The sequence below is a fragment of the Sphingomonas colocasiae genome (genome assembly GCF_019880585.1).
Taxonomy (GTDB): domain Bacteria; phylum Pseudomonadota; class Alphaproteobacteria; order Sphingomonadales; family Sphingomonadaceae; genus Sphingobium_A; species Sphingobium_A colocasiae.
The window spans coordinates 388,812-401,779 of record NZ_JAINVV010000004.1 but is presented as its reverse complement, the minus strand read 5'-3'; the positions used below and the strand labels follow the sequence as shown (position 1 = coordinate 401,779).

Below are 12,968 nucleotides of genomic sequence, written 5' to 3'. Positions count from 1 at the left end.
CTGGAGCCCATGCGATCGTCGGGCAGCGGTGGACGTGCAGGCATCGTATGGGCTCGAGCTTTCGCTGGAGCGACGGTGAGGTTGGTCAGGTGGGTGTCTCTCACCCGCCCGCGCGCTTGCGCCGCGTTTCCCAGCCTTTCCTGGCGGCGGCGGAGCGATCGGCGGCGGCGCGGCGGCTGGATGCGGCGGCGCCCTTGCGGCCCCGGCCCGATCCGGACTTGTTGCCGCCGCCGGAATCCTTGTTCACCGTCGCCCAGGCGCGGCGCTCCGCCTCCGCATGGCCGACGCCGCGATCCTCATAGCCTTGCTCGATATGTTCGGCCTTGCGCTTCTGCTTGTCGGTATAGCTGCTCTTGTCGCCACGCGGCATGGTCGTTCCTCCTCCATGACCCGCTCCACCCGCCAACGCACCGGCGCGGCAAAGCGTTCACGTCTCGGAAAAACTTGCCGTCAGGCCGCCGGGCCGTCTCCGTTCAGCGCGCGGTTGAGCGCGTCGCGGTCCAGCGCGTTGTCCCACCGCGCGACGACGACGGTGGCGACCGCGTTGCCGATGAAGTTGGTCAGGCTGCGGCATTCGCTCATGAAGCGATCGATGCCCAGGATCAGCGTCATGCCCGCGACAGGCACCGACGGCACGATCGAGAGCGTCGCCGCCAGCGTGATGAAGCCCGCGCCCGTCACGCCCGCCGCCCCCTTCGAACTGATCATCGCGACCAGCAGCAGCGCGATCTGGTCGCCCAGCGACAGATCGACATTGCACGCCTGTGCGATGAACAGCGCGGCGAGCGTCATGTAGATATTGGTGCCGTCCAGGTTGAAGGAATAGCCGGTCGGCACCACCAGCCCGACCACCGGCCGCGCGCAGCCCGCGCGCTCCATCTTGTCGATCAGGTTCGGCAGCGCGGCTTCCGACGAGGACGTGCCGAGCACCAGCAGCAATTCCGCCTTCAGATAGCGGATCAGCTTCAGGATCGAGAAGCCGTTCAGCCGCGCGACCACGCCGAGCACGCCGAGCACGAAGATCAGCGACGTCAGGTAGAAGGTCGCGACCAGCGCGCCCAGATTGACCAGCGACTGGATGCCATAGGCGCCGATGGTGAAGGCGATCGCGCCGAACGCGCCGATCGGCGCGGCGCGCATCAATATGCCGACGAGGCGGAAGACGACGAGCGAGACGCGCTCGAGAAATTCGAGCACGGGCTGGGCGGGTTCGCCCACCAGCGACAGCGAGATGCCGAACAGGATGGCGACGAACAGCACCTGCAGGATCGATCCGCCGGTGAGCGCGGAGACCATCGTGTCCGGAATGATCGCCAGCAGGAAGCCGGTGATGCTGGTTTCGTGCGCCTTGGCGCTGAAATCGGCCACCGCGCCCTTGTCGAGCGTCGCCGGATCGATGTTCATGCCCGCGCCGGGCTGGACGAGATTGGCGACGATCAGCCCGACGATCAGCGCCAGGGTGGAGAAGAACAGGAAATAGGCGAAGGCCTTGCCGGCGACGCGGCCGACCGAGGCGATCTCCTTCATGCCCGCGATGCCCGTCACCAGCGTCAGGAAGATGACGGGCGCGATGATCATCTTCACCAGCTTGATGAAGCCGTCGCCCAGCGGTTTCAGCGACTCCCCGACATCGGGCCAGAAATGGCCGAGCGTCGCGCCCAGCACGATCGCGATCAGCACCTGCACGTAAAGCTGGCCGGCCAGCCGCCGCCGTCGCGGCGCGGCCTCCACGCCATATTCGGTCGCAACCGGCGTCACCATGTCCTGCCCGCTCCGTTCACCATCGCGTTTCCCCCCGTTCGGCCGGGCCTGTCGCACGATCCGAAACGCCATGCAGTAAAGAAGTACGGGGCTTCGACAAGCTCAGTCGGAACGCACGGTGAAAGAAAACCGCTATCTTCGTTCGGCTGGCCCGTCATTCTCGCTGGGCGGCGGCAGCACCGGCGGCTGCACGCGGCGTTCGGGCGGCGCAGGCGCGTCGTCGCGCGGCCCGCGGATGCGCAGCGTCTCGTTGCCCAGATCGATGCCCAGCTCGACATCGCCGATCTGCGCGTTGATCGCCATATTGCCGAGATCGAGATCCAGGCCATTGTCCGGTTCGGCCTCGACGGCGACGGGCGGCGGCGCGTCGTTGAGCGCGCGGCCCATGAAATCGCGCCAGATCCGCGCGGGCAGCCCGCCGCCCGCGACCCCGCCCAGCGGGCTGTTGTCGTCATTGCCGACCCACACGCCCGTCACCAGATCGCCCGCGAAGCCGACGAAGATCGCGTCGCGATTGTCCTGCGTCGTGCCCGTCTTGCCATAGGTGCGCGTGCGCAGCGCCGCCGAACGCCCGGTGCCGTTGTTCGCGGCCGCCGAAAGCAGTTCCAGCATCATCTCGTGCGTGTCGTCGCCCAGCGTGCGCTGCCGGTCGACCAGCTTGGCGAACCAGGTCCGTTCCGCATCGGGCAGGCCGTGCGCCTTCACCGGATAGCGATTGCCCGCGACGGCGGCATAGGCGGAGGTCAGTTCGAGCAAGGTCATGCCCGAGGTGCCGAGCGCCATGCTGGGTTCGGTATGGAGCGGGCTGGTGACGCCCAGATCGCGCGCGGCGCGGACGACATCCTCCTGCCCCACCTGCTCCGCCAGCCGCACCGCCGCGACATTGCTCGACCAGGCGAAGGCCTGGCGCAGCGAAATCTGCCCGCGATAGCGGCCGCCATCGTTGCGCGGCGTATAGTCGCCGATCGTCACCGGTTCGTCGGCGATCATCGTATCCGGCGTCATGCCCTCGCGCAGCGCCGCCAGATAGACGAACAGCTTGAAGGTGGAGCCCGGCTGGCGCCGCGCCTGCGTCGCGCGGTTGAACGCGCCGTCGCTGTAGCGCTTGCCGCCGACCATGGCGACGACGGTGCCGTCGGGCCGCATCACCACCATCGCGACTTCCGCGCCGCCCAGCGCGGCGCGGCGCACCGCCTGTTCCGCCATGCGCTGGAGCCCGCTGTCGAGCGTGGTCGTCACCGTCTGCTGTTCATAGACCTGGCCGGACCGGTCGCGCGCCTCCGGCAGCACCCAATCGGCGAAATAGGTGCCCGTCGCCATCGTCTTCACCGGACGGACGTTCAGCTTCACCGGCGCCATCGCATCGCGTTCGGCCTGTTTGAGATAGCCCGCCTCCACCATCGCATCGGCGACGACGGCGGCGCGATCGCGCGCGCCCTTCAGGTTGACGGTGGGCGCCAGCCGGCTGGGCGCCTTGAGCAGCCCCGCCAGCATCGCCGCCTGGCCGGTGCTCAGCTTTTCGGGCTCGCGGTTGAAATAATGGAGCGAGGCGGCGCGCAGGCCATAGACATTGTCGCCGAAATAGACGTTCGACAGATAGCGCGCCAGGATCTCGTCCTTGCTCAGCCACGCTTCCAGCCAGAAGGCGATCAGCACCTCGCGCAGCTTGCGCGCGGCGGTGCGGTCGGCATTGAGGAACGCCACCTTGGCGAGCTGCTGGGTGATGGTGCTGCCGCCCTCGCGCACGCCGCCGGCCAGCAGGTTGCGCCAGGCCGCGCGCGCGATCGCGATCGGATCGATGCCGAGATGATTGTAGAAGCGGCGATCCTCGATCGCGAGGAAGGCCTGCGGCACATGTTCGGGAAGCTGGGCGATCACCACCGGCTTGTCGATGATCGCGCCCTTGCGCGCGATCGGCTTGCCGTCCGCCGACAGCAAGGTGATGCTGGGCGGCGCGATCGGCTGGAGCGAGCGGGAGAGCGGCGCCGTCACCGCCAGCCAGGCGAACAGCAGCATGAAGACGATCAGCAGCCCGAGCAGGCAACGCTTGATAATCTTGCGGCGGCGCGGCCAGGGGCTTGGCGCCGGCGCTTCGATCGGCACGGCGCCGGGCGCCGGATTGGTCCTGTCCTCCGGAAACGGCGGAACGGGCGTAGCGGACTCTGTCACACTCGCTGTACTAGATGATCAATACAGCTTCGGCGAGCCCCTATTTAATCCCCATCCGGGGCGCCAATGGTCAGCCCCGTCCATCTGGCGACGAAGGCGTACATGTCCGCGCTTTCCTCGATCAGCTTGTCGGTGGGCTTGCCCGATCCATGGCCCGCGCGCGTCTCGATGCGGATCAGGTGCGGTTTCGCGCCGATGTTGGAGGCTTGCAGCTTCGCCGCATATTTGAAGCTGTGGCCGGGCACGACGCGGTCGTCGGTATCGGCGGTGGTCACCAGGATCGCGGGGTAATCCACGCCGCCGCGAATATTGTGATAGGGCGAATAGGCATAGAGGGTGCGGAAATCCTCCTCCTTTCCGGGGTCGCCATAATCGTCCACCCAATAGCGGCCGGCGGTGAAGCGATCGAAGCGCAGCATGTCCATCACGCCGACGGCGGGCAGCGCCGCCGCGAACAGATCCGGCCGCTGGTTGACGACAGCGCCCACCAGCAGCCCGCCGTTCGAGCGCCCCTCCGCCGCGAGCTTGCCGGGCGCGGTGATGCCCTGGGCGATCAGATATTCGCCGGCGGCGATGAAATCGTCGAACACATTCTGCTTGTTCTGGAGCCGGCCGGCATCGTGCCACGCCTTGCCATATTCGCCGCCGCCGCGAAGATTGGCGATCGCGAACACCCCGCCCTGCTCGATCCAGGCCAGCCGCGTCGCGGAGAAGCCGGGCGTCTGCGACGCGTTGAAGCCGCCATAGCCGTACAGCACCGTCGGCGCGCCGCCCGCGGGCATCGCGCCCTTGCGCCGGATCACGAACACCGGGATCCGCGTCCCGTCCTTCGAGCTGTAGAAATGCTGGACCGTCTCGAACCGGTCGGGATCGAACGCGGTCTTCGGACGCGCGAACACTTCCGCGATGCCGGTCGCGGTATCGAAGCGATAGATGGTCGGCGGCGTGGTGTAGCTGGAGAAGCTGTAGAAGGTCTCGGGATCGCCCACCTTACCGCCAAAGCCGGCGGCGGTGCCGATGCCCGGCAGCCGCACGTCGCCCGCCGGGCGGCCGTCGAGATGGACCATCTCCGCGTCCGATTTCGCGTCGCCCAGATAGGAGAGCACGATCTTCGCGCCGACGATCGACGCGCCCACCAGCGTTTCGGGCCGTTCGGGCACGATGGCCACGGGCTTGCGCCTGGGGCTGGCCGCGTCGAGCGTCACGATGCGCTGGCGCTGCGCGCCCTGGTTGGTCACGAAATAGAAGCTGGGGCCGACATTGCCGATCATCGCCCAATTATAATCCAGCCCCTTCACCAGCGTGGCCGGCTTTGCATTGGGCCTCGTCAGATCGAGCACATGCAGTTCGTAGCGGGAATCGGTGCCTTCGGACGATGTGATCAGCAGCCAGCGCCCGTCATCGGTCACCTGCGCGCGATGGCCCAGGCGCGGGCGATCGGGGGTGGCGTAGATCAGCCGGTCCTCCGCCTGCGGCGTGCCGATGCGATGGAAATAGACCTTCTGGTTCAGGTTGGTCGATTGATAGGTCTGGCCCGGCTCGGGCGCCGCGAAGCGCGAATAATAGAAGCCGCTGCCGTCCGCCGCCCAGGAAAGCGGCGAGAATTTCACCCATTTGACCTCGTCGTCGAGCGTCCGGCCGTTCGCGACGTCGAGCAGCTTCACCGTCCGCCAGTCCGTGCCGCCATCCTGGATCGCATAGGCGAGCATGGCGCCGTCGTCCGACGCGGTCCATTCGCCCAGCGCGGTGGCGCCGTCCTTCGCCCAGCCATTGGGATCGATCAGCACGCGCGCGGGGCCGGCCAGCCCTTCCCGCACCCACAGCACGGACTGGTTCTGAAGCCCGTCATTGCGCATGTAGAAATAGCGGCTGCCCGCCTTGCGCGGCACGCCGAACCGCTCGAAATCGGTGAGCGCGCGCATCCGCGCCTTCAGCACGTCGCGCCCCGGCAGCGTCTTGAGATAGGCGTTGGTCGCCGCGTTCTCGCGCTCCACCCATTGCCGCACCTTGGGATCGGTGCGCACGTCGTTTTCCAGCCAGCGATAGGGATCGGCCACCGGCACGCCGAACTGCGTTTCCACCACCGGCACCGTCGCGGTTTCCGGATAGCCATAGCCGCCGGTATCGGCCGCCTGCGCCGGCGCACCGAGCATCAGAAGGGATAGGAAGAAGGGCGCGGCGCGCATCGAATATCGTCTCCAGAACAACTGCCCGGGAGAGTAGAGCAATTCAGGGGGAGGAATCCACCATCGGCTGCCGATCGGCGGACGCGCGTCACAACGAAAAAGGGCCCCGCGTTTCCGCGAGGCCCCTGATCTTCAGGCTATGCCCTCAGCGGCTCAGGCCGCGTCGGCATAGTCGTCGTCGCTCAGCACCGGGCCGGAATCTTGGCCCTTGGCGCTCACGTCGCGGTCGACGAGTTCGATATAGGCGACCGCCGCCGCGTCCGAAGCGCGGAAGCCGGCCTTGATGATGCGGGTATAGCCGCCGTTGCGATCCTTGTAGCGATCGGCCAGCACCTCGAAGAGCTTCTTGAGCTGGGTGTCGTCGAGCAGCCGGGCATGCGCCAGGCGGCGGTTCGACAGGCCGCCCTTCTTCGCCAGCGTGATCAGCTTCTCCACATAGGGGCGAAGCTCCTTGGCCTTGGCGGTGGTGGTCAGGATCTGCTCATGCTTGATGAGCGCCGCCGCCATGTTGCGGAACAGGGCCGCGCGATGGGACGAGGTACGCTGCAGCTTACGGCCGCCGACGCGATGACGCATGGTAATCTTCCTTCAGTTCGTTCGGGGGCCGTATAGCGAACCCATCAAAGTGGTACTTCGATGGGGACCCGCTGGTACCCCGGACCAGGCGGTGCGAAACGGGCCACCGCCGAAAACCCTTGAAATCGTCTCGTCATTCCGGCCTTTGCCGGAATGCGAAGCCGGAAATCCGGGTCGAAGCCAGGCTTCGACCCGATGGGCGTCAGCCCATGATCTCCTGTTCCAGCTTCTTGGCCATTTCCTCGATATTCTCGGGCGGCCAGCCGGGGATTTCCATGCCGAGGCGCAGCCCCATGCTGGAAAGCACTTCCTTGATCTCGTTGAGCGACTTGCGGCCGAAATTCGGCGTGCGCAGCATCTCCGCCTCGGTCTTCTGCACGAGATCGCCGATATAGATGATGTTGTCGTTCTTGAGGCAGTTCGCCGAACGGACCGACAGTTCCAGCTCGTCCACCTTCTTGAGCAGGTAGCGGTTGATCTGGTTGGTGTCGCTCTCGCCTTCCGAAGCGGAGGGCGCGGCCATGCCGATCGGGGCCGAGGACTGGATCATCTGATCGTCGAAATGGACGAAGAGCTGAAGCTGGTCCTGCAGGATGCGCGCGGCATAGGCCACGGCGTCCTCGGGCGTCACGGTGCCGTCGGTGTCGATGTTCAGCGTGAGCTTGTCGAAATCGAGTTCCTGGCCGACGCGGGTGTTCTCCACCTTGTACGCCACCTGGCGCACCGGCGAGTAGAGCGCGTCGATCGGGATCAGGCCGATCGGAGCGTCAGCCGGGCGGTTGGCGGCGGCGGGAACATAGCCCTTGCCGACATCGGCGGTCAGTTCCATGTTGAGCGTCGCGCCATCGTCGAGGTGGCAGATCACCAGATCGGGATTCATCACTTCGATGTCGCCCGAAACCGAGATCATGCCGGCGGTCACTTCCGCCGGGCCGGTCGCGGAAAGCTGGAGCCGCTTGGGGCCTTCGCCTTCCATCTTGAGCGCGACCTGCTTCACGTTCAGCACGATGTCCGTCACGTCCTCGCGCACGCCGGCGAGGCTGGAGAACTCGTGGAGCACGTTCTCGATCCGGATCGAGGTGACCGCGGCGCCCTGGAGCGACGAGAGCAGCACGCGGCGCAGCGCGTTGCCGAGCGTCAGACCGAAGCCGCGCTCCAGCGGTTCGGCGACGAAGGTCGCCTTGCGCTTGCTGTCACCGCCTGCTTTCTTCTCGAGGCCATTGGGCTTCTTCATTTCCTGCCAGTTCTTTGCATTGACAGACACGGGCTTCCCCTTGGCTTTGGGCGGGCGCGAGCGGCCCGCCGGGATAAATTGCGAGAACGCCGCGCGGCCGCACGGCGTTCTGGGATCAGACGCGACGACGCTTGGAGGGGCGCACGCCGTTGTGCGGGATCGGCGTCACGTCGCGGATCGACGTGATGTTGAACCCGACCGCCTGCAGCGCGCGGAGCGCCGATTCACGGCCCGAACCCGGACCCTTCACCTCGACCTCGAGCGTGCGGACGCCGTGCTCGGCGGCCTTCTTGCCCGCGTCCTCGGCGGCGACCTGGGCGGCATAGGGCGTCGACTTGCGGCTGCCCTTGAAGCCCATCATGCCGGCGGACGACCAGGAGATCGCATTCCCCTGCGCATCGGTGATGGTGATCATCGTGTTGTTGAAGCTGGCGTTCACATGGGCGACGCCGGAGGTGATGTTCTTGCGCTCGCGACGGCGAAGGCGCTGCGGTTCACGTGCCATTTGCTGTTATCCTGACCTGGAAGGCTTATTTCTTCTTGCCGGCGATCGGCTTCGCCTTGCCCTTGCGGGTGCGCGCATTGGTATGCGTGCGCTGGCCGCGAACGGGCAGACCCTTACGGTGACGCAGGCCGCGATAGCAGGCCAGGTCCATCAGGCGCTTGATGTTCATCGCGGTCTCGCGACGAAGATCGCCTTCCACCGTGTGATCGGCGTCGATCGTCTCACGGATCTGAAGCACTTCCTGGTCCGACAGGTCCTGGACGCGGCGCTCGGGCGTGATGCCCAGCTTCGCCGTGATTTCCTTCGCCTTGGCCGGGCCGATACCGTGAATATACTGAAGCGCGATCAGCACGCGCTTGTTGGTCGGGATGTTGACACCCGCAATACGAGCCATTCTTCTTTCTCCTGCTCCACGAACGGCTTTGGCACGGCCGCCCATCTCATCGCGTGACATCCCGAAACGCAAGAAATCGGCGAGCGCACAAGAGCGCCGCCGGGAACCGGTGTTTCGGAATGTGTTGGATTTAGGCCCGCACCCCGAGAGAGTCAAGCGGCGCCCGATTCCACGCGGCCACGGCCCGGCGGATGCGCCCGCATCCGGGATCGTTTTGCCCCCGAAGCCGCGATTTCAGCCGAGCGCGGCAAGGCCGGTGGGCAGAATCATCCGCGCCGCCAGCCCCGGCGCGTTGTTCGCCAGCTCCAGGCGCCCCCCATGCATCCTGCTGACAGCTTCGACAAGGGCGAGGCCGAGTCCTGCGCCGGGCCGTGACCGGGCCGCGTCGAGTCGGCCGAAGCGGCGGCGCGCCTCCCCCTCCTCCTCCGGCGCGATGCCCGATCCGCGATCCTCCACCGCCAGCACCAGTTCGTTGCCATGCGCGGAGAGCCGGATCGCGATCGCGTCGCCGCCATCGCCCTGGCAGCCGTGGCGCATGGCGTTGTCGACCAGATTGGCCAGCGCCTGCGACAGCAGCTCGCCATGCGCGCGCATCGGCAGGATCGGCCCCTCGACCGCGGCGGAGAACGCGATGCGCGCATCCTCCATCACCGGCTCGTACATGTCGCACAGATTGCTCACCAGCGCGCTGGGCTCGATCCAGTCGAACTGGGATCGGCCGTGCATCGTCTCCAGCCGTCCGATCTCCAGCAGGGTGGAGAGCATGCGCATGATGATGTCGGTTTCCTGGATCAGCCCGTTGAGCGCGGCGTCGCGCTGCGGCCCGTCGTCGAGCGCGACCGCGCGCTCCACCTTCACGCGCAGCCGCGACAGGGGCGAACGCAGGTCGTGCGCCAGGCTGTTGGTGAGAAGCTGAAGCTCGCGCATCAGCCCCTCGATCCGGTCGAGCATCATGTTGACGCGGCCGGCGAGCGCGTCGAACGCGTCGCCGCCCGAAACGATGCGCGCGCGGTGCGACAGGTCGCCCACCGCCACGGCGTCGACCACGCCCGCGATCACGCGCAGCCGCCGCCCGACGAAATAGGCGATGATGACGCCGCCCAGCGCGCCCATCAGCAGCGACAGCGCGCCCGAGACGAGCAAGGCGCGTTCCAGCGCGCGCTGGAGCAGCAGGCTTTCATCGGCGCGGCGGCCGCTCAGCAGCCAGCCGCCGCCCACCGCGCGCACCACATAGCCCGACGGCGCGGCGTCGCGCGCGGGCGGCGCGATGCGGAAGGATGCGGGCCGGCCGATCGCGAGCGGCCCCTTCAGATTGCCCTGGCGGACGCGCCCGTCCGCCCCCGCCAGCGCCACCACCAGATCCTCGTCGCCCGAGGCAGCCAGCGCGGAGACGGCGCGGGCGAGCGCGCCCTCCCCGCCCGAGCGATAGACCGCCTGCAACGCGTCCGCCTGTTCGGCGACCTCGCTTTCGAGCTGCGCGACCGTGTCGTCATGCGTCTGGGTGCGGACATAGCCGATCACCGCCAGGTTCGAGGCGAACACCAGCAGCGCCGCGAGCGCGGCGAGCCGGGCGGTGGTGGAGATCCGCATCGCCGTCAGGGCTCGGTCGACAGGCGGTAGCCGGCGCCGCGCACGGTGTGGAGCAGCGAATGATCGCTGCCTTCGTCGATCTTGCGGCGCAGCCGGCCGATATGGACGTCGATCACATTGGTGCCCGGATCGAAATGATAGCCCCATAGTTTTTCGAGCATCATCGTGCGGGTGACGACATGGCCGGCATGGCGGGCGAGGAACACCAGCAGGCTGAATTCGCGCGGCACCAGCGCGATCGGCCGCCCGCCGCGCCGCACCGCGCGCGCGAGCAGGTCGATCTCCAGATCGCCGATGATCAGCCGCGCCTCGTTGGCGGCGGCGGCGGCGCGATCGGCGCGGCGCAGCAGCGCTTCGGCGCGCACCATCAGTTCGGCGAGCGAAAAAGGCTTGGTGACATAATCGTCGGATCCGCCGCGCAGCCCGTCGATCCGGTCCTCGACCGATCCGAGCGCCGACAGGATGATGGAGGGTGTGCCGATATTGGCGGCGCGCAGCGCGCGGATGACGGAGAGCCCGTCCATGCCCGGCATCATCCGGTCGACGACGAGCAGATCGTAGCTGCCTTCGCTGGCGAGGAAGAAGCCTTCGCGGCCGTCGCCCGTGCGATCGGTGACGTAGCCGGCCTCGCCCAGCCCGCGCGCGACATAGTCGGCGGTCGCCGCATCGTCTTCCATGATCAGGATCTTGCGGCTCATGGCGCCCGTCCAGTCATGCCCGGCGCCCGGCGTGCGCGGTTGGCCCGGCGGAGAAGAGGAAACTCCGCCGGGCCCGCCGGGAGGATCATCTGAGGAGTATCAGGGGTTCAGCTGGTCTTCGCGACGGTTGCCTTCTTCGCCTTCTTCTCGTGCTTCACCACCTTGTGGGCGGCCGGCTTGCTCGTCGTCTTGGCGGCGGCGATCGTCGGCGCGGCGACGAGGCCGGCCATGACGAGCGAGGCGATGAGGGTCTTGCGCATCCTGTTTTCTCCATCGGCCGGGCGACCGTCGCCCGGTTCGACATCCGATCTAACAGCGCGCGGCGCTCGCCCCGGTGACGGGCGGATGAAGAAATTGTCATGCGCGGGGCGGATGGCGGACCGGCCCGCCTTGAAGGCCGCGCTGGCTTGAACGGCAGGAGGGATCCGAGCCGGCCACGATCCGGCCGCCGCTACACCACCCCGTAAGCGAGCATCGCATCGGCCACTTTCTTGAAGCCCGCGATGTTCGCGCCCTTCACATAGTCGACATAATCGTCGCTCACCCGGCCATAGCGCAGGCAGCTTTCATGGATGCCCGCCATGATGTCGAGCAGGAGCTGTTGCAGTTCCGCCTCCTTCCACGAGCGACGCTCCGAATTCTGGCTCATCTCCAGCCCGGAGACCGCCACGCCGCCGGCATTGGCCGCCTTGCCCGGCGCGAACAGGATGCGCGCATCCTTGAAGACGTGCACGCCCGCCAGATCGGTGGGCATGTTCGCCCCTTCGGACACCGCGAAACAGCCATTGGCGACGAGCGCGCGGGCGTCGTCGCCCAGCAGCTCGTTCTGCGTGGCGCAGGGGAGCGCGACGTCGCACGGCACGCCCCAGGGCGTCTTGCCCGCTGTGAAGCTGGCGCGCGGATATTGCGCGACGTAATCGGAGATGCGGCCGCGCGTGTGGGTCTTGTGGTGCTTCACCCAGTCGATCTTCTCCAGATCGATGCCGTCGGGATCATGGATGAAGCCCGCCGAGTCCGACAGGGTGAGCACCTTGCCGCCAAGCTGCGTCACCTTTTCCGCCGCGTGCGTCGCGACATTGCCCGATCCGGAGATCACCGCGTTCAGCCCGGTCAGGTCACGCCCCCGGGTCGCCAGCATGTTCTGGAGGAAATAGGTGGCGCCATAGCCGGTCGCCTCCGGCCGGATCAGCGAGCCGCCATATTCCAGCCCCTTGCCGGTGAGCACGCCGGTGAACTGGTTGGTGATGCGCTTGTACTGGCCGAACATATAGCCGATCTCGCGCGCGCCCACGCCGATATCGCCCGCCGGCACGTCCACATCGGCGCCGACATGGCGGTAAAGCTCGGTCATGAAGCTCTGGCAGAAACGCATCACCTCGCGGTCGCTCTTGCCCTTGGGATTGAAGTTCGCGCCGCCCTTGCCGCCGCCCATCGGCAGGCCGGTCAGCGCGTTCTTGAAGGTCTGTTCGAAGGCGAGGAACTTGAGCACGCTTTCGGTGACCGAGGGATGGAAGCGAATGCCGCCCTTGTACGGCCCGATCGCATTGTTGTTCTGCACCCGCCAGCCGCGCTGGACGCGGATATTGCCGGCGTCGTCCTCCCAGCAGACGCGGAACGAGATGATCCGGTCCGGCTCCGCGATGCGGCGGAGGATCTGCTGCGAATGATACGCTTCCTTGTCCTCGATGAAGTCGAATATGTCCTCGGACACCTCCTGCACCGCCTGGCAGAATTCGGGCTGTCCGGGATTGCGCTTCCTCACCCCCTCCATGAAGGTGGGCAGATCGACATGATCGGTTATCGCCATTTGCTTCGCCCCTGCCGTTCGTTCCAAACGCAGCACAGGCGACCCCGT

The 12,968-nt window shown here is 67.0% G+C and carries 12 protein-coding genes; all 12 read right to left on the bottom strand.

Translation table 11 applies throughout. The features are described from left to right. Positions 1-100: 100 nt before the first annotated feature. Complete coding sequence (locus K7G82_RS08360; RefSeq protein ID WP_222989395.1) at positions 101-370, bottom strand: plasmid stabilization protein; 270 nt, start codon at positions 368-370, stop codon at positions 101-103. Between the two features lie 80 nt (positions 371-450). Then, positions 451-1,761 carry a dicarboxylate/amino acid:cation symporter gene (locus tag K7G82_RS08355; protein WP_222989394.1) on the bottom strand — a complete coding sequence of 437 codons (1,311 nt, stop codon included), beginning with the start codon at positions 1,759-1,761 and terminating at the stop codon, positions 451-453. A 132-nt stretch (positions 1,762-1,893) separates the two neighbouring features. Then, the gene (locus K7G82_RS08350; protein WP_343228542.1) at positions 1,894-3,930 is read right to left on the bottom strand and encodes a transglycosylase domain-containing protein; all 2,037 of its coding nucleotides are present in this window, start codon (positions 3,928-3,930) and stop codon (positions 1,894-1,896) included. A 44-nt stretch (positions 3,931-3,974) separates the two neighbouring features. After that, positions 3,975-6,116, bottom strand: a complete 2,142-nt coding sequence (locus K7G82_RS08345) for a prolyl oligopeptidase family serine peptidase (RefSeq protein WP_222989393.1) — start codon at positions 6,114-6,116, stop codon at positions 3,975-3,977. A 153-nt stretch (positions 6,117-6,269) separates the two neighbouring features. Continuing rightward, a complete protein-coding gene (rplQ, locus tag K7G82_RS08340) occupies positions 6,270-6,692 on the bottom strand; it encodes a 50S ribosomal protein L17 (RefSeq protein WP_222989392.1) in 423 nt (140 codons plus the stop codon). A gap of 202 nt (positions 6,693-6,894) precedes the next feature. Then, entirely contained in the window at positions 6,895-7,956 is a 1,062-nt protein-coding gene (locus tag K7G82_RS08335) for a DNA-directed RNA polymerase subunit alpha (protein WP_222989391.1), read from the bottom strand. Between the two features lie 85 nt (positions 7,957-8,041). Next, on the bottom strand, positions 8,042-8,431 hold the full coding sequence (gene rpsK / locus K7G82_RS08330; protein ID WP_222989390.1) for a 30S ribosomal protein S11: 390 nt from the start codon (positions 8,429-8,431) through the stop codon (positions 8,042-8,044). 25 nt (positions 8,432-8,456) lie between these two features. Continuing rightward, entirely contained in the window at positions 8,457-8,825 is a 369-nt protein-coding gene (gene rpsM, locus K7G82_RS08325; RefSeq protein WP_222989389.1) for a 30S ribosomal protein S13, read from the bottom strand. A 234-nt stretch (positions 8,826-9,059) separates the two neighbouring features. Then, positions 9,060-10,415, bottom strand: a complete 1,356-nt coding sequence (locus K7G82_RS08320) for a sensor histidine kinase (RefSeq protein ID WP_222989388.1) — start codon at positions 10,413-10,415, stop codon at positions 9,060-9,062. A gap of 5 nt (positions 10,416-10,420) precedes the next feature. Then, on the bottom strand, positions 10,421-11,113 hold the full coding sequence (locus tag K7G82_RS08315) for a response regulator transcription factor (protein ID WP_222989387.1): 693 nt from the start codon (positions 11,111-11,113) through the stop codon (positions 10,421-10,423). 107 nt (positions 11,114-11,220) lie between these two features. Continuing rightward, positions 11,221-11,373 (bottom strand): hypothetical protein, encoded by a 153-nt coding sequence (locus K7G82_RS08310; protein WP_222989386.1) that lies wholly within the window; start codon positions 11,371-11,373, stop codon positions 11,221-11,223. Between the two features lie 191 nt (positions 11,374-11,564). Then, positions 11,565-12,920, bottom strand: a complete 1,356-nt coding sequence (gene gdhA / locus K7G82_RS08305) for an NADP-specific glutamate dehydrogenase (protein ID WP_222989385.1) — start codon at positions 12,918-12,920, stop codon at positions 11,565-11,567. Between the last annotated feature and the right edge of the window lie 48 nt (positions 12,921-12,968).